The sequence below is a fragment of the Streptomyces sp. NPDC021100 genome, assembly GCF_044333095.1.
Taxonomy (GTDB): Bacteria; Actinomycetota; Actinomycetes; order Streptomycetales; family Streptomycetaceae; genus Streptomyces.
Window position 1 is genome coordinate 126,881 of record NZ_JBIRQH010000008.1, and the last position, 16,309, is coordinate 143,189.

Genomic DNA, 16,309 nt, shown 5'->3' on the forward strand with positions numbered 1-16,309 from the left:
CCGAGGCCGGGCCACCACCCCGTACGTCCCGTCCACCCCATCCCGCGGAGGACGGGACGTACGGCCGCTCAGTCCCCGAGCGCCGGGTCCTCGGCCACCGGCTTGCCCGTCAGGGCGGCGAGGCTGTGCCGCACATGGGCCATGTGCGATCGCAATTCCTCGCGCCGCTCCTCGTGCTCCCGGAGCACCCGCTCTGTCTCCCGGGCGATCCGCTCCTCCCGCACCCGGGCCTGTGCGATCAGCGACGCGGCCTGCGCCTCCGCGTCCTCCTGGCCGTGCCGCGCCGCCTCCTCGGCGTCCGCGTAGCGGCGCTGCGCCTCGTTGAGCGTCGACCGCGCGTACTCCTCCATCGCGGCCACCCGCGCGTCCATCGCGGCCTCGCGCTCGGCGTCCTCGCGGCCCGCCGCGTCCCAGCGCTCGGCGTGCTCCTTCTCCTGGTCGGCGAGCATCGTGGCGGCGCGCTCGCGCATCTCCTGAAGGGCCGCCTCGGCGTCGGCGCGCCACTGCTTGGCGTCCTGGCGGGCCGTCGCGCGGAGCTCGTCCGCGACCGTCTGGGCCGCGAGTTGCGCCTGCCGGGCCCACTCCTCGGCCTCGGCCCGCACCTCGACCTGATACTCGTGGGCGGCGTCGCGGACCTTACGGGCGTAGGCGCCCGCCGCGTCGTGCATCTCGGCGGCCTCGGCGTCGGTCCGCTCCTTCAGGCCGAGCGCCTCCGCCTCAGCGGTGGCGATCAGGCCCTGGGCGCGCGGCCCCAGCGTCTCGTACGTCTGCGGGGGCAACTGCGCCACCACCTGCCGGAGGCGCTGGACCTCGTCCTCCATCTCCCGCGCGAGGACGGTGAGCCGCGCCGCGCGCTCCCAGGAGGTGTCGCGCTGCCGCGCGAACTCGGCGAGGGCGCGCTCAACCTGGTCAGGCCGGTAGCCGCGGCCTCGTACGACAGTGAAACCGTCAGGTGACACCGATGCACTCATGCTTGTAGCCCCTTATATCCGGAAACCCGGTCTGCGACGCGGTCAGGCGCACATCATTCCCGCACGAGGGAAGTGCCCAAAACACGACACTCCGCCTGGTTGTTCTGTCAAGGATGCGCCGACCGACAGCGCAGAGCGCCCGGTCCCCCGTGCGCGGGGCCGAGCGCCCTGCCGCCGTCGAATCCCGGCCGGCCGCTAGAAGAGACCGTCCCACATCTGCTCCAGCAGCACCGCCCACCAGTTCTCCGGCGACGAGAAGGCCACCGGGTCCAGCGCGGCGATCTGGTCCTGGAAGTCCACGGTCCAGCGCCCCGCCTGCTCCGGCGTCAAGCCGTAGCGCCAGCGCCACATGCGCCCGAGCAACGCCAAAGAGCGTACGAACTGGGGAAGGCTCGTGTTGACGAACTGCGGCGCGGCCGGGCGCCCGTCGGGGCCCGCCTCCAGCGGGACGGCCACGATGTGCGCCGTACCGTACTGGACGCAGAGCTGCCGTCCGAAGTCGCTGCCCATCACCAGGTACGAACCGGCGTCCGACGCCGGCTGGACCCCGCGCTCGACCGCCAGTTCCGCGAGCGTCGGCACCGGGCGGCCCGGCTGGGCCTGCGCCCAGAAGAACGGCCCGAAGTCGGCCGGCAGCCCCGCCCACACCAGCGTCTGCGCCACCACGTCCGGCACGCCCTGCCGGGACACGGCGCGCTGGTCGAAGCGGAAGACGCCCTGCGGACCGAACGATTCCAGCAGTTCCTGCGCGATGGCCTCGACCGCGGCCGGCGGGGCCGGGCGCACCTGGTGCGGCTGCGGCAGCGGCACCCGGTTCGGGGCCGGACGGGCGGGGGCGCCGGCGACCTGATGCAGCTCGCCCTGGTGCTCCAGCAGGTGGCGTACGCCCTGCTGGCGGCCGGCGTGGTCGCTGCCGTACGCCGCGGTGTGGCTGACGCGCACCTGCGGCCAGGTCTCGCGAACCATCCGCGCGCAGTAACCGCCCGGCAGGTCGCAGGACTCCAGCTCGGTGTGGAGCTCCAGCACCTGCTGCGGCGGCACGTTCATCGACCGCAGCTCGTGCAGGATCTGCCACTCCGGGTGCGGGGTGCCCGGCGCGCTGCGCCGGATGACCTGCTGCTCCGAGCCGTCCTGGGCGCGGTAGCGGAGGACGGCCATATAGCCGGGGCCGACGGTCGGGACGCCGGCCGGCGACTGCGGATAACCGTAACCACCGGGCTGCCGCGGGGCGTTGGGCACCGGCGGGACACCCGGCGCGCCGGGGCTCGCGAGCATCGTCGCCGCGGCGTGCACGCCGCCCGCCGGGGCGCCCGGGGCTCCGGGCGCGCCGGGCGCGTGCGGGGCCGGCGCGACGGCGCCGGGGGCGGCGCCCGGGGTGCCGGGGGCGGCGCCCGGGGTGCCGGGGGCGGCCGGCGGGTGCACGCCGGGACCTCCGGGGGCTCCCGGGGGCGTGGAACCACCCGGTGCGCCGGGGGAGTTCGGTGCGGCCAGGGCTCCGGGGGCTCCCGGTGCGGCGGGTACGTTCGGGGCCCCCGGCACGTTGGCCCCGGCGAGCATCGTCGCGGCGGCGTGCACACCACCCGGCGGCGTCCCCGGCTGCGCAGGGGGTACGCCGGGGGCCGCAGGCGCGGCCGGTACGGGCGGGACGCCCGAGGCGGACGGGCCCGCTCCAGGGCCGGACGGGGTGGACGCGGCCGGCGCGGCGCCAGGACCCGCCGGGCCACCGGGCGCACCCGGCATCCCGGGCGTGCCCGGCGTCGCGAGCATCGTCGCCGCGTAGGCGGCCGACCCACCCGCGGGCGCCTGACGGCCTGAACCACCATCGCCCGCAGGCGCGTTGGGAGCGACCGGCGGAGCGGGCGGCGGCGCGGCCGGGCCCGTGGGCGGCACATGCGGTGCCTGCGGCGGGACGACGGGGCCGGGCGCGGCCGGCGGTACGGCCGGGGCGCCCGGCGCCGGACGCGGGCCGCCGGGCTCCTCGATCGCGGGGGCGAGCCGCGTTCGCGGCAGCGAACTGCCCCCGGGCATCAGCTCGGTCTTCGCGTCCGGCCGCACGCCCGGCGGAGGCGCGTCGTCGGCGTCCGAACCGGACAGCGCCGGCGCGAGGACGGTCGCCGGCAGGTTCCCGGTGTCGTCGTCCGTACGCGTCGAGACGTCGGCACCCGCCCAGACGGGCTCGGGGGCCGGCGCCTGAGAAGGGGAAGGAGAGGGGGTGGAGGCGGGCGCTGTCCGGCCCGGGGCCTCGTCCGCCCTGGGAGCACCGGATGCACCGGATGCACCGAGCGCCTCAGACGTACCGCCCGACACGGAAGCGGAAGCAGGAGGAGGAGCAGAAGCGGGAGCGGCCGCCCCGGAGCCCGTCCCTCCGGACGCGCTCGACGCCGGCCCGTCCGGGCCCGTAGCACCGGCGGAGCCCCCGCCGGACGTACCGCCGGAAGCACCCGGCACACCGGACGTGCCCGGCGCACCCGGCACGCCCGACGCAGCCGTCACGCCCGGCCCGCTCGCCCCGCCCGACGTGTCATTCGAGCCGGCGACGCCGGACCGCGGCGCCGGCACGCCCTCCCCGTCCCGCCCCACCGCGGAGTCCCGCTCCGGCTCCCGCTCGCGCTTGCGGTCCGGGATGCCCATCGCGTCGGCCGCGTCCTGGAGCCACTGCGGCGGGCTCAGCAGGAACGACGTCGCGTTCAGGTCCACCCGCCGCGGCGGCTCGTCCGCCACCGGCGCCGGCTCGGCCGCGGTGCCGTACTCCTCCTCGTACCGCCGGATCACCTCGCCGACCGGCAGCCCGGGCCACAGCGTGGTCTCCCCGCTGTCGCGCGCGATCACCAGCCGCGAGCGGGCGCTGTCCGTGGAGGCCACGCCCTCGCGGTCCTCGGCCCAGGCGACGAAGCCCAGGTCGAACTCGCGCACCTTCACCTCGCGGTGCAGATACGCCGGAACGTCGCCGTTGACCCAGCGCTCCGCGCGCTCCTGAGCCTGCGCGAAGGTCACCACCGCGCTCATCCCTCCACCGGGACGGCGTACGCGAAGCCGCCGTCGACCATCAGGTTCGCCACCGTCTCCAGCTCGGGCGGTCCGCCCGCCAGCCGGGACAGGAAGGCGTCGAAGTCCTCACCACAGGGCAGCAGCAGCCGCTCCACCCGCTCCTGCACCGTCCAGCCGTCCTGGTCGCGGGCGTCGTCGTACGGGCAGAACCAGACCGAACCCGTCGCCTCGCCCTTCACCTTGACCGCCAGCACACCGCCCTGCACGAAGGCCACCCCGAGGTAGTCCTTGGTGAAGTGGTCGCGCAGGCACTTGTTGACGTAGACGAGGTCATTGACCGCCGCCTCCTCGCGGACGGTGAAGAACGGCTGGTCCAGCAGCAGTCCGAGCTCCGCGTCGAGCGCGGCGCCCACCGGGGCGCAGCCGCCGGCCGCCTTGAGGAACGCCCGGTAGGCGCCGGGCAGCCGGTAGCCGAGGTCCTCCTCGACGCCCTGCACCTGCTCCTCCGTCACGGCCAGTTCCCGCTGCGGGAGCGCGAAGTGCACCGGCCGGGTCTCCTGGAGCGGCCGGGTGCCGCGCTTCTCCTGGTCCACGGCGGCCGTCGCCAGCCCGCCGTGGTGCCGCAGCAGCGCCTTCACCTCGGCCGGCACCAGCTCCAGCCGGCGCGTTCCGGCCACGTGGTGCCAGGTCCAGCCGTGCGGGGTGGCCACCGGGTGCAGGCTCGCCCAGAGTTCGTGGCCCTCCGCGTGCAGCGCGGCGTTGGCGGAGACGTAGTCGGTCAGCCGCAGTTCGTCCACGCCGAAGCCCTCCGGCGGGTCCGCGATCTCGGCGGCGGCCCGGGCGTACGGGGAGAAGTCGGGGTACCCGTCCTCGTCCACCCGCACACCCTGGGGGTAACGGCCGTGCCGGACGGGGTCCGGGAAGTGCACGACCTGCCCGGCGTAGGCCGTGTTCGGTGGCGCGGCCTGCTGCCCGAGCCGACCTGTCGTCATGGCGGATGCCCCCTGCTTGGCTGGCGTGTTCTGCGACGTTCGCGGTCCCGGCGGCGGGGTGACGGATCCCACGGCCGGGACGGCCTCGTGACGGACAGCCTATGCGGTGCCGCAAGACGGCTCCTCGCCCGTGGGTGGGGAGGACGTTCCCCGCCGGAGAACGCCCGCGCCACCGGCCCGGGTTCCGGCCTCCGCCGGGGAGGGCCGCCGTACGCGACGGAGCGCCCGGGCGTACGCGTACGCGGCCGGAGCGCACGCCGGCCCCGGACGCGTACGCCCGCCGAAGACGTCAGGCCCGAAGACGTCAGGCCCGAAGACGCCCGGCCGGAACACGACCGACCGCACCGGACCCGGGAGAACCGCAGAAACCCCTCACGCCCCGGCAAACCCCCACACCGCGACCGCCTCACCCCCGTGCCACGACTCGCGTCCCTCTCACCTATTCCGTCACACCAGGCACGCGCAACACCGCCCTGCCTTCCACTCCCACCACCCCGTTTGGCAGGCTGATCCCCGCAACAGGGGGATTGCAGGGAGGGAAGAACCACCATGCACACGACGCAGGACCACCAACCCCTGACCGGGAGCGCCGACGGACGGACCGCCGCGCCCGGCGACCCCCGGCTCAGCTGGAGCACCACCGAGGACGCCGACCGTCCACCCGTACTGCTCCATCGCCGCGACGGCATCCTGCCCGCCGTCGCCGCCGCACTCTCCGTCCGCGGCACCACGCTGACCTGCACCGCGGGCAAGGCCGAACAGCCGCCCGCCCTGCACCCCCTGGTGCAGGACTTCCTGGACACGCTCACCAGCGACCGCCGCGAGCGCTTCACCGGCCGCTGCCCCGAGGCGCTGCTCCTCACCCGCTTCCTCACCACCCACGAGGCGGGCCGCGGCAAACGTGCCTCCCGCAAACCGCTCACCCACGGCGAGGCCCGCCGCGCGCTCAAGCAGTCGAAGATCACCGCCCGGCACATCCGCGAGGACGGCGATCCCCGGCACGGCGCCTACGCCCCGCCCTGCCGGTCCTGTACCGCGCTCCTCGCCCACTTCGGCGTCCGCGCCATCGACCCCACCACCACGGAACGAGGCAGGCCCTGACCTCCATGCGCGCTTTCGACCGCACCGCAGCCACCCGGTTCCCCGTCGCCGTCGACGCCGCCCTGCGCGAGGCGGGCTGGCAGCCCGGCCGCTGGGACATCAAGGCCGCCGAGAAGTGGGCCGACGCCCTCCGCGCCCATGTGTCGCCCGCCGGACACCGGCACACCGTCTTCCCCGCCGCCGTCGAGGCGTGGGCCGAGTTCGGCGGACTGCGCGTCGCGGGGCCGGGCGCGGGCAAGCACATCGCGCCGACCCCGTTCCACATCGACCCGCTGCACGGCCTGCACCTCGCCCGGACCGTCGCCGACCTCGGCCGCGCGCTCGGCACCGAGGTCTGCCCGCTCGGGCAGGAACTCGACGGGCAGGCGCTCCTCACCATCGACGCCCACGGGCGGGTGTACAGCCTGGACCACACCGGTGACTGGTTCCTCGGCTCCGACATCGATCACGCGATCGGGGCGCTGGTGACGGGGACGCGACCGGCTCGGCTCACGTTCGGCGGCTGAAGCGGCTGAGGCGGCTGAGGCGGCTGAGCGGCGACGCAGGGGCGCACCCTGCGGGCGGCTGTGCCCCAGCCCCGCCCCTTCGCCGTTTCCCGGGGCAGAGCCCCCGGACCCCCGCATCGCGGCTGCGCCCCCAGATCCTCAGACGCCGGACGGGCTGATGGTCACGCCGCGTCCGCCGCCTCCACCGCGTCCGGGATCACGGCCGAGACGCGGAACCCGCCCCGGTCCGTGGGCCCGGAGACGAACACGCCGCCCAGCGCCGTCACCCGCTCCCGCATGCCCACGAGGCCGTTGCCGCCGCTCGGCAGCCCGGCGTCCGTCCCGCCGCCCGACGGCCCGTTCTCCACCTGGAGGGCCACCTCGCCCTCCCGGTGCGCGACGCGCACCCGGGCCGCGGCCCCGGGCGCGTGCTTGTGGACGTTGGTCAGGGCCTCCTGCACCACGCGGTACGCGGTGCTCTCCACCCGGGCGGCGTACGTGCGGTGCTCGCCCTCGATCGAGAACTCGACGGCCATCCCCGCCTGCCGCGACTGCCCCACCAGATCCGCGAGTTGGACGAGGCGCGGCCCGCCCGCGCCGCCGGTGGCCAGGGCGTCGGCGGACCGCCGCACCCGCGCCGAGGCCGCCGCTGCCACCGCCGCGAGCCGCTCGGGCTCCTGCGCCGCCGCCGGTTCGGCCGCGCCGTCGGGTTTGGCACGCAGCACGCCGAGCATCTCGCGCAGTTCGGTCAGCGCCTGCCGGCCCATGTCGCCGACGAGCTCGGCGTTCCGGGACGCCTTCTCCGGGTCCTTCAGAGCCACCGCCTGGAGCGCCGCCGCGTGCACCACCATCAGGGAGACCCGGTGCGCCACCACGTCGTGCATCTCACGGGCGATCCGCGTCCGCTCCTCGCTGCGGGCCCATTCGGCGCGCTCCTCGGCCCGTTCGGCCAGCAGCGACAGCTCCCGCTCCAGTCCGTCGGCCCGTTCGCGCAGGCTCTCCACCAGCCTGCGGCGGGCACCCACGTACAGGCCGAGGAGCAACGGCGGCGCCGTCAGCCCCAGGGCCATGACGGAGGAGAAGAGGACCGCCGTGACCAGGCTCGACTGCAGGCCCGAGGCCGTGGCGTCGCGGTGGAACCGGGCGGCGGAGACGAGCAGCGTCCCGGCCATGGAGGCCACCGTGAGGACGACGACGATCCGCCGCGGCACGTCCGCCGCGGCGAGGGTGTAGAGCCCGACGATCCCGAGCAGAAGGCCCATCTCGGCCGGGGTGACGGCGATCGACACCAGCACCACCGCCGCCGGCCACTTCCGGCGCACCAGCAGCGCGCCGCCGACCGGTATCCCCGCCAGCGCTCCGAGCACCCCCGGAGCCCCCACCTCGTGCGCGAACGAGAGCCCCTCGAAGGCGCACTCGATCACCGACATCAACGCCAGGACGACGTCCAGCACCATGCCCCGCCGCCTGGCCCACCACCACGGCCCCGCGGGCGCGCCCCGGGCGCCCGCCTCCGTGATTGCCCCCGTTGTGGTCATACCACCCAGACTACGGGGGCAGGCCAACGGTTTTCGAAAAATGACAGCAGCACGCAAACGACAGAAGCGGAAGCGAATATCCGCCCATTTCGCTCGAACTGGTGAATCGCTCAGACATTCGCCGGAACCGGCCGACGATGACGGCACTCTGCTCACATGACAGAGGCACCGGACGATGGTGACAGCGCGACGACCGACGGCCCCCGGGGCGGTGACGCGACGTTCGAAGAGTTGCGCTCGCGAGCAGTCGCCCTGCGCCGGGAGGGGCTCAGTACACGCCGCATCGGCGAAAGGCTCGGCATCGGAAGTCACGACCTGCTCACCAGGCTGCTGCGTGGCGAGCCGGCACCGGAGTGGACCAAGCGGCCCCGGGCGAAGGACGCGCTCCGGGAGGAGGCCAGAGCCTTGAGGCTCGCCGGAAAGACGTACGACGAGATCACGGCAGAGCTAGGGGTCGCGAAGAGTTCGGTGTCTTTGTGGGTGCGGGACCTCCCCAAGCCCCGGAAGACTGCGGAACAACTGCACGCGATGCGGGAGGCCAGGTGGGAGCCTCATCGGCGGGAGGTCGCAGCCAAGCGCATCCGGACGAGGCTGGACGCCGCCTGCGAGATCGGGCAGATGACGGAGCGCGAGCTGTTCCTCATCGGAATCGGGCTCTACTGGGCCGAGGGTGCCAAGAGCAAGCCGTACCAGGTGCGGGAGGCCGTCCACTTCGTCAACAGCGATCCGGGCGTGATCCAGGTCTACCGGGCATGGCTCGCCCTCCTGGGGATCGGACCGGACCGCGTCCAATACCGCGTGATGATTCATGAGTCCGCTGATGTGGCGGCCGCGGAGGCGTACTGGGCGAAGCTGGTGGGGGTCGACGTACCGAGCCTGTGCAAGACGACCCTGAAGCGGCACAACCCGAAAACCGTCCGCAAGAACACAGGCTCCGACTACCGCGGCTGCCTCGTGGTGCAGGTCCTCCAGGGCGCCGACCTATACCGTCGCATCGAGGGCTGGTGGTACGGCATAGTGTTGGGGGTCAAACAGGATCACCTGGCGAACAGTCCGTTTTGATCCTGTTAGCTGTCCCCTGTGGTGTAATCGGCAGCACGGCGACCTTTGGAGTCGCTTGTCCAGGTTCGAGTCCTGGCGGGGGAGCATTCATCACGGGTCCTGACCGCCCAGGTCAGGACCCGTCCGCGTTCCGGCCCTTCTACGCACCGGTATCCTGCGGGTGTCACCCCCTCGTAACCCCGAAGCCGAAGGGCACACCCGTGAGCGCCAACCGCCCGGCAGCCGTCGTCGTTCTCGCAGCGGGTGAGGGCACCCGCATGAAGTCGGCGACCCCCAAGGTCCTGCACTCGATCTGCGGCCGGTCCCTCGTCGGGCACGTCGTCGCCGCCGCGCGCGAGCTGGAGCCGGAGCAGCTCGTCGTGATCGTCGGGCACGCCAGGGAGCAGGTGTCGGCGCACCTCGGCGAGATCGACCCCGGCGTCCGCACCGCCGTCCAGCTGGAGCAGAACGGCACCGGGCATGCGGTGCGCATGGGCCTGGAGGAGCTGTCCCGCGAGGGCATCCGCCCCGACGGCACCGTGATCGTCGTCTGCGGTGACACCCCGCTGCTCACCGGCGCCACCCTGCGGCGCCTGGCCGAGACGCACGCCGCCGACGGCAACGCGGTGACCGTGCTGTCGGCCGAGGTGCCGGACTCGACGGGGTACGGGCGGATCGTCCGGGACGCCGCGACGGGTGCGGTGACCGAGATCGTCGAGCACAAGGACGCCACCGAGGAGCAGCGGGCGATCCGCGAGATCAACTCCGGGGTGTTCGCGTTCGACGGCCGGCTGCTGGCGGACGCGCTGGGCAAGGTGCGGACGGACAACAGCCAGGGCGAGGAGTACCTCACCGACGTGCTGGGGATCCTGCGCGAGGCCGGGCACCGGGTGGGCGCGGCGGTCGCCGGCGACCACCGGGAGATCCTGGGCATCAACAACCGCGTCCAGCTGGCGGAGGCCCGCCGGCTGCTCAACGAGCGGCTGCTGCACGACGCGATGATGGCCGGTGTGACGGTCGTGGACCCGGCGACGACGTGGGTGGACGTCACGGTGACGTTCGAGGCGGACGCGCTGGTGCACCCGGGGACGCAGCTGCTGGGTGCCTCGCATGTGGCCACCGGTGCGGAGGTCGGGCCGAACACGCGGCTGACGGACACCACGGTCGCGGCCGGCGCCCGGGTGGACAACTCGGTGGCCGACGGCGCGGTGGTCGGCGAGGGGGCCCTGGTCGGCCCGTACGCCTATCTGCGGCCCGGGACGAGGCTCGGCCGCAAGTCGAAGGCCGGCGCGTATGTGGAGATGAAGAACGCCGAGGTCGGCGAGGGCACGAAGGTGCCGCATCTCTCCTATGTGGGCGACGCGACGATCGGCGACCACACCAACATCGGCGCCGCGAGCGTCTTCGTGAACTACGACGGTGTGAACAAGCACCACACGACGATCGGCTCGCACTGCCGCACCGGCAGCGACAACATGTTTGTGGCTCCGGTCACGATCGGGGACGGCGTGTACACCGCCGCCGGCTCCGTCATCACCAAGGATGTGCCCCCGGGTTCGCTCGCTGTCGCACGCGGTCAGCAGCGGAATATCGAGGGCTGGGTGGCTCGAAAGCGCCCGGGAAGCGCCGCCGCACAGGCCGCTTCCGCCGCTCTCCAGGAGCACGACGGGGAGCAGTGACCTGACAACGGCAGCGCCGAACGGGGCGTACCGTGATAAGCGCACACAATGCGACATCCAAGGAGACTGTGCTGTGACCGGGATCAAGACGACCGGCGAGAAGAAGCTGATGCTCTTCTCCGGCCGCGCCCACCCCGAGCTTGCCGAGGAGGTCGCGCATCAGCTGGGCGTCGGCCTGGTCCCGACCAAGGCCTTCGACTTCGCCAACGGTGAGATCTACGTCCGCTTCCAGGAGTCCGCGCGCGGCGCCGACTGCTTCCTGATGCAGAGCCACACGGCTCCCATCAACAAGTGGGTCATGGAACAGCTGATCATGATCGACGCTCTGAAGCGGGCCTCCGCGCGGAGCATCACCGTGATCCTGCCGTTCTACGGCTACGCCCGTCAGGACAAGAAGCACCGCGGCCGCGAGCCCATCTCGGCCCGCCTCATCGCCGACCTGATGAAGACGGCCGGTGCCGACCGTCTCCTCACGGTCGACCTGCACACCGACCAGATCCAGGGCTTCTTCGACGGCCCGGTGGACCACCTGTTCGCGCTGCCGATCCTGGCGGACTACGTGGGCGCCAAGGTCGACCGCGACAAGCTGACCGTCGTCTCCCCGGACGCCGGCCGCGTGCGCGTCGCCGACCGCTGGTGCGACCGGCTCGGCGCCCCGCTGGCGATCGTCCACAAGCGCCGCGACAAGGATGTCGCCAACCAGGTCACGGTGCACGAGGTCGTCGGTGACGTGAAGGATCGTGTCTGCGTACTGGTGGACGACATGATCGACACCGGTGGCACCATCTGCGCCGCGGCGGACGCCCTGTTCGCCCACGGTGCCGCGGATGTCATCGTCACCGCCACCCACGGTGTGCTCTCCGGCCCGGCCGCGGACCGGCTGAAGAACTCCAAGGTCAGCGAGTTCGTGTTCACCAACACCCTGCCGACCCCGGACGAGCTGGAGCTCGACAAGATCACGGTGCTGTCGATCGCCCCGACGATCGCCCGCGCCGTCCGCGAGGTCTTCGAGGACGGTTCGGTGACGAGCCTCTTCGACGAGCAGGCCTGACGGTCGTCGTAGATCGATTTCGGTGCGGCCTCCCGCGCCGGGTAGACTCCTGGAGTTGCTCGGCGAGGGAGGCCGCACCGTTTTCGTCTCGGTGTGGCGGTCCGTTATCGACGCGCTCTTCGTAGCAGGCCGTTCGTGGGCCGGGTGACCCTGTCCGCACACGACCTCCGAGGAGTGCACCATGGCCGAGATCAAGCTCGCCGCCGCCGTCCGCACCGAGTTCGGCAAGGGCTCCGCCCGCCGCATCCGCCGCGCCAACCAGGTTCCCGCCGTCATCTACGGCCACGGTGGCGAGCCCGTCCACGTGTCCCTCCCGGGCCACGACCTGATGATGGCGCTCAAGACCCCCAACGTCCTGCTCTCCCTGGACATCGAGGGCCGCGACGAGCTCGTCATCCCCAAGCAGGTCCAGCGTGACCCGCTGAAGGGCTTCCTGGAGCACGTCGACCTGCTGGTCGTCGAGCGCGGCGAGAAGGTCACCGTCGAGATTCCGGTCCAGACCGAGGGTGACCTGGCCCCCGGCGGCAACCTGCTCGAGCACACCCTGACCGCCCTGCCGGTCCTGGCCGAGGCCACCCACATCCCCGAGGCCGTCGTCGTCTCCATCGCGGGCCTGGAGGCCGGTGCCTCCGTCCTCGCCAAGGACGTCGTCCTGCCGGCCGGTGTCGAGCTGGCCGTGGACGCCGACGCGGTCGTCCTGCACGTCGTCGCCGGCCAGGCCGCTCCGGCGGACGAGGCCGCCGAGGGCGCCGAGGCCTGAGCCTCGCGCTGAGCCTCACTTTCCTCCGGCCGCCGCCCCGCTCCTGACCCGGAGCGGGGCGGCGGTCTGTGTATGAAGGAGTTATGCGGATGACGACGACGGACGCCACGAGCACGGGCCCCTGGCTGATCGTGGGCCTGGGCAACCCCGGCGGCGAGTACGCGGGCAACCGGCACAACGTGGGCTTCATGGTCGCCGACCTGCTCGCGGAGCGGATCGGCGCGAAGTTCAAGGCGCACAAGGCTCGCGCCCAGGTCGTGGAGGGGCGGCTCGGCCCGCCCGGCCCGTCGAGCCGCCGCGTCGTGATCGCCAAGCCGATGTCCTTCATGAACCTGTCCGGCGGGCCGACGGCCGCGCTGCGCGACTTCTACAAGGTGCCGGTCGAGCGGATCGTCGCGGTGCACGACGAGCTGGACATCGACTTCGGGCAGTTGCGGCTGAAGCTGGGCGGGGGCGACAACGGGCACAACGGTCTGAAGTCGATCACCAAGGCGATGGGGGCCGACTACTGCCGGGTGCGGTTCGGGATCGGGCGGCCGCCGGGGCGGATGCAGGTCGCCGACTTCGTGCTGAAGGATTTTTCTTCCGCCGAGCGGAAGGATCTCGCCTTCGAGGTGGACCGGGCCGCGGACGCGGTCGAGTCACTGATCGTGGATGGGCTGGAGCGGGCTCAGAGCACGTACAACTCGTAGGGGGATGTGCCCCGGTCCCGCCCTTTCACCGTTTCTTGCGGGGGCTGCGCCCCCGCATCCCCGAAACCGCGCTCCGCGCGGTTGTCCTCGAACTCCCCCAGAGGGGGTGCCCCCTCTGGGGGAGTTCGAGGACGAGCGGCGAAGCCGCGAAAAGGGGGTCTGGGGGCTTGCCCCCAGGAATCGGCGAAGGGGTGGGACCGGGGCGCCGCCCGCCGCAGGCGCCCCGCCACGGCCTCACCCCGTGTTGCGCAACCCCGCCGCCACACCATTCACCGTGAGCAGCAACGCCCGGGCCAGCAGCGGATCGGGCTCCTCCCCCCGGGCCGCCGCCTCCCGCTGCCGGTGCAGCAGCGTCACCTGGAGGTAGGAGATCGGGTCGAGGTAGGCGTCGCGGATGTGGAACGTCTGCCGCAACACGGGGTTGGAGTCGAGGAGTTCGCGCTCGCCCGTGATGCGCAGCACCTCCTGCACGGTCAGCTCGTGCTCGGCCTCGATCGTCTCGAAGACGTGCTTGAGCTCGTCGGGCACGAGCGTGTCGACGTAGTGCCGCGCGATGCGCAGATCGGTCTTCGCGAGCGTCATCTCCACGTTGGAGAGGAAGTTGCGGAAGAAGTGCCAGCGCTCGTGCATCTCCTCCAGGACCGTGTCGAGCCCGGCCTCGCGGGCGGCCTTGAGGCCGGAGCCGACGCCGTACCAGCCGGGGACGATCTGCCGGGACTGGGTCCAGCCGAAGACCCAGGGGATGGCCCGAAGTCCGTCGAGGCCGGCGCCGGAGTCGGGGCGGCGGGACGGGCGGGAGCCGAGGTGGAGTTCGGCGAGCTGGTCCACGGGGGTGGAGGCGAAGAAGTAGGCGGGCAGGTCGGGGTCCTCGACGAGCCGCCGGTACGCGCCGTGTGCCGCGTCCGAGACCGTGTCCATGGCCGCGTCCCAGCGGGCGAGCGCCTCGTCGGACTGGCGGGGCGCGGTGTGCAGGGCGGACGCCTGGAGGGTGGCGGCGACGGTCAGTTCGAGGTTCTCCCGGGCGAGGGCCGGGATCAGGTACTTGTCGGAGATGACCTCGCCCTGCTCGGTGACCTTGATCTCGCCGTCGAGGGTGCCCCAGGGCTGGGCGAGGATCGCGTCGTGGGTGGGGCCGCCGCCGCGGCCGACGGTGCCGCCGCGGCCGTGGAAGAGCCGCAGCCGGACGCCGTAGCGGTGGGCGACGTCGCGCAGCCGGCGCTGGGCGCGGTGGATCTCCCACTGGCTGGTGGTGATGCCGCCGAACTTGGAGGAGTCCGAGTAGCCGAGCATGACCTCCTGGACGTCGCCGCGGAGGGCGACGAGCCGCCGGTAGGAGGGGTCGGCGAGCATGTCGTCGAGGATCCGGTCGGCTTCGCGGAGCTCGTCGGTGGTCTCCAGCAGCGGGACGATGCCGATCTTCGCCCAGCCGCCGTGCAGGTCCATCAGCCCGGCTTCGCGGGCGAGGACGGCGGCGGCGAAGACGTCGTCGGCGCCCTGGCACATGGAGATGATGTACGACTCGACGACCTCGGGGCCGAAGCGGTCCAGGGCCTCGCGGACGGTGTGGAAGACGCCGAGGGTCTTGGCGCCGGCCGCGTCGAGCGGGGCCGGGCTGGGGGCGAGCGGGCGGCGGGAGCGCAGTTCCTTGGCGAGGAGCTTGCGGCGGTACTCGCGCGGCATGTCGGCGTAGCGCCAGGACTCCTCGCCGAGCCGGTCGAAGAGCTGGCCGAGGGCGTGGTGGTGGGCGTCGGCGTGCTCGCGGACGTCCATGGTGGCGAGGTGGAGGCCGAACGCGGCGAGGGTGCGCAGGGCGCGCTCCAGCCGGCCGTCGGCGATGAGGCCGCCGCGGTGGGCGCGCAGCGAGTCCTGGATGAGCTGGAGGTCGGCGAGGAGGTCGGCGGTGCCGAGGTAGTCGCGGCCTTCCTGGTGGGGGGTGTTGTGGGCCAGGCGCTCGCGGGTGTTGAGGAGCTTCTGGCGGATGCAGGTGGCCTTGAGCCGGTAGGGCTCCTCGGCGTTGAGGCGCTTGTAGCGGGGGCTGATCTCCGGGAGGAGTTCGAGGTCGCGCTGGAGGGAGGCGAGCAGTTCCTCGGTGGCGCCGCTGTTGCGGATGGAGTTGGAGAGGGCGACGCGGAGCTTGTCGACGAGCTCGACGGCGTCGGTGATGCCGTGCTCGTGCTGGAGGATCAGCACGTCCCAGGTGACCTGGGGGGTGACGTTGGGGTTGCCGTCGCGGTCGCCGCCGATCCAGGTGCCGAAGGTGAGCGGGCGGGTGGTGGCGGGCAGCGGGACGCCGACCCGGTCGAGCTCGGCGGCCAGGTCCTCCAGGACGTCGCCGACGGCGCCGGTGTGGAGCTCGTCCAGGTAGTAGATGGCGTTGCGGGCCTCGTCGGTGGGCTCCGGGCGGGCGACGCGGAGTTCGTCGGTCTGCCAGAGCAGGTCGATGTTCTCGGCGAGGCGGAGGTCGGTGCGGCGCTTCTCGCCTTCGCCGGTGGCCTGGTGGCCCAGGAGTTCGGCGATGCGCAGGAGCTTGTTGAGGACACTGCGGCGGGCGGCTTCGGTGGGGTGCGCGGTGAAGACGGGGCGGACGCCGAGGTGCTCGACGGCTTCCTTGAGGTGCTCGGGGTCGGCGTCCTTCAGCTGGTCCGCGGTACGGGCCAGGATCGAGCCCTCGGCGTCGCGGCGGGCGCCGAGCTCGTGGGCACGGTGCACCTGCTCGGTGACGTTGGCCAGGTGGAAGTAGGTGGAGAAGGCGCGGACCAGCTTGGCGGCGGTCTCGGGGTCGGTCTCCCCCAGCAGGCGGGCGGCGGCCTCGCCGTCGGTCCGGGTGAGCGCCCGGACCCGTTCGACCAGGGCGAGGAGCTCTTCGCCCTCCTGGCGGACGAGGGTCGCGCCGAGGAGGTCGCCCAGGCGGCGGATGTCGGCGCGGAGTGCGGCGCCGCTTTGTGCTTCGAGGCTGGTGGGGTCGGCACTGCTCACAGGTGCTGCTCCTAGCGGTGTTTCCGAGCACGTCT

Annotated in this window: 12 protein-coding genes and 1 tRNA gene; 8 read left to right on the plus strand and 5 right to left on the minus strand. The window is 73.0% G+C overall.

All coding sequences use genetic code 11. The annotated features are described in order from the left end of the window. Positions 1-68: 68 nt before the first annotated feature. From ACH4PU_RS17415 to ACH4PU_RS17425, 3 genes are all read right to left on the minus strand, one after another. Entirely contained in the window at positions 69-971 is a 903-nt protein-coding gene (locus ACH4PU_RS17415; protein ID WP_398272382.1) for a cellulose-binding protein, read from the minus strand. A 195-nt stretch (positions 972-1,166) separates the two neighbouring features. Further along, positions 1,167-3,968, minus strand: coding sequence for an SUKH-4 family immunity protein (locus tag ACH4PU_RS17420; protein WP_398272616.1), 2,802 nt, complete (start codon positions 3,966-3,968; stop codon positions 1,167-1,169). 5 nt (positions 3,969-3,973) lie between these two features. Continuing rightward, positions 3,974-4,951, minus strand: coding sequence for an SMI1/KNR4 family protein (locus tag ACH4PU_RS17425; RefSeq protein ID WP_004952601.1), 978 nt, complete (start codon positions 4,949-4,951; stop codon positions 3,974-3,976). 549 nt (positions 4,952-5,500) lie between these two features. On the opposite strand from ACH4PU_RS17425, the gene ACH4PU_RS17430 reads away from it, so the two are divergent. Both ACH4PU_RS17430 and ACH4PU_RS17435 read left to right on the plus strand, forming a co-directional pair. Next, the gene (locus ACH4PU_RS17430) at positions 5,501-6,052 is read left to right on the plus strand and encodes a YwqJ-related putative deaminase (protein ID WP_398272385.1); all 552 of its coding nucleotides are present in this window, start codon (positions 5,501-5,503) and stop codon (positions 6,050-6,052) included. Positions 6,053-6,057: 5 nt separating this feature from the next. After that, entirely contained in the window at positions 6,058-6,558 is a 501-nt protein-coding gene (locus ACH4PU_RS17435; protein ID WP_185942668.1) for an SUKH-3 domain-containing protein, read from the plus strand. A gap of 161 nt (positions 6,559-6,719) precedes the next feature. On the opposite strand, the gene ACH4PU_RS17440 is transcribed toward ACH4PU_RS17435, so the two are convergent. After that, positions 6,720-8,075 carry a sensor histidine kinase gene (locus tag ACH4PU_RS17440; protein ID WP_398272388.1) on the minus strand — a complete coding sequence of 452 codons (1,356 nt, stop codon included), beginning with the start codon at positions 8,073-8,075 and terminating at the stop codon, positions 6,720-6,722. Between the two features lie 156 nt (positions 8,076-8,231). Here ACH4PU_RS17440 and ACH4PU_RS17445 point away from each other — a divergent pair, with 156 nt between their 5' ends. From ACH4PU_RS17445 to pth, 6 genes are all read left to right on the plus strand, one after another. After that, positions 8,232-9,137, plus strand: a complete 906-nt coding sequence (locus ACH4PU_RS17445; RefSeq protein WP_398272390.1) for a hypothetical protein — start codon at positions 8,232-8,234, stop codon at positions 9,135-9,137. Positions 9,138-9,149: 12 nt separating this feature from the next. After that, positions 9,150-9,221: transfer RNA gene (locus tag ACH4PU_RS17450), tRNA-Gln, on the plus strand. Positions 9,222-9,337: 116 nt separating this feature from the next. After that, positions 9,338-10,795, plus strand: a complete 1,458-nt coding sequence (glmU, locus tag ACH4PU_RS17455; RefSeq protein ID WP_398272392.1) for a bifunctional UDP-N-acetylglucosamine diphosphorylase/glucosamine-1-phosphate N-acetyltransferase GlmU — start codon at positions 9,338-9,340, stop codon at positions 10,793-10,795. A 73-nt stretch (positions 10,796-10,868) separates the two neighbouring features. Continuing rightward, positions 10,869-11,846 (plus strand): ribose-phosphate diphosphokinase, encoded by a 978-nt coding sequence (locus ACH4PU_RS17460; protein WP_185942665.1) that lies wholly within the window; start codon positions 10,869-10,871, stop codon positions 11,844-11,846. A 181-nt stretch (positions 11,847-12,027) separates the two neighbouring features. Further along, the gene (locus ACH4PU_RS17465) at positions 12,028-12,606 is read left to right on the plus strand and encodes a 50S ribosomal protein L25/general stress protein Ctc (RefSeq protein ID WP_398272395.1); all 579 of its coding nucleotides are present in this window, start codon (positions 12,028-12,030) and stop codon (positions 12,604-12,606) included. 89 nt (positions 12,607-12,695) lie between these two features. Beyond that, on the plus strand, positions 12,696-13,298 hold the full coding sequence (gene pth, locus ACH4PU_RS17470; RefSeq protein WP_185942663.1) for an aminoacyl-tRNA hydrolase: 603 nt from the start codon (positions 12,696-12,698) through the stop codon (positions 13,296-13,298). Positions 13,299-13,532: 234 nt separating this feature from the next. Here pth and ppc read toward each other — a convergent pair whose 3' ends face one another. Beyond that, entirely contained in the window at positions 13,533-16,274 is a 2,742-nt protein-coding gene (gene ppc / locus ACH4PU_RS17475; protein ID WP_398272398.1) for a phosphoenolpyruvate carboxylase, read from the minus strand. Positions 16,275-16,309: the final 35 nt, after the last annotated feature.

Bases quoted from the DNA above. Each gene is read 5' to 3' on its own strand.
- ACH4PU_RS17465 (WP_398272395.1), top strand. From the start codon at position 12,028: ATGGCCGAGATCAAGCTCGCCGCCGCCGTCCGCACCGAGTTCGGCAAG.
- ACH4PU_RS17435 (WP_185942668.1), top strand. From the start codon at position 6,058: ATGCGCGCTTTCGACCGCACCGCAGCCACCCGGTTCCCCGTCGCCGTC.
- ACH4PU_RS17415 (WP_398272382.1), bottom strand. From the start codon at position 971: ATGAGTGCATCGGTGTCACCTGACGGTTTCACTGTCGTACGAGGCCGC.
- pth (WP_185942663.1), top strand. From the start codon at position 12,696: ATGACGACGACGGACGCCACGAGCACGGGCCCCTGGCTGATCGTGGGC.
- ACH4PU_RS17425 (WP_004952601.1), bottom strand. From the start codon at position 4,951: ATGACGACAGGTCGGCTCGGGCAGCAGGCCGCGCCACCGAACACGGCC.
- ACH4PU_RS17430 (WP_398272385.1), top strand. From the start codon at position 5,501: ATGCACACGACGCAGGACCACCAACCCCTGACCGGGAGCGCCGACGGA.
- ACH4PU_RS17440 (WP_398272388.1), bottom strand. From the start codon at position 8,075: ATGACCACAACGGGGGCAATCACGGAGGCGGGCGCCCGGGGCGCGCCC.
- ACH4PU_RS17445 (WP_398272390.1), top strand. From the start codon at position 8,232: ATGACAGAGGCACCGGACGATGGTGACAGCGCGACGACCGACGGCCCC.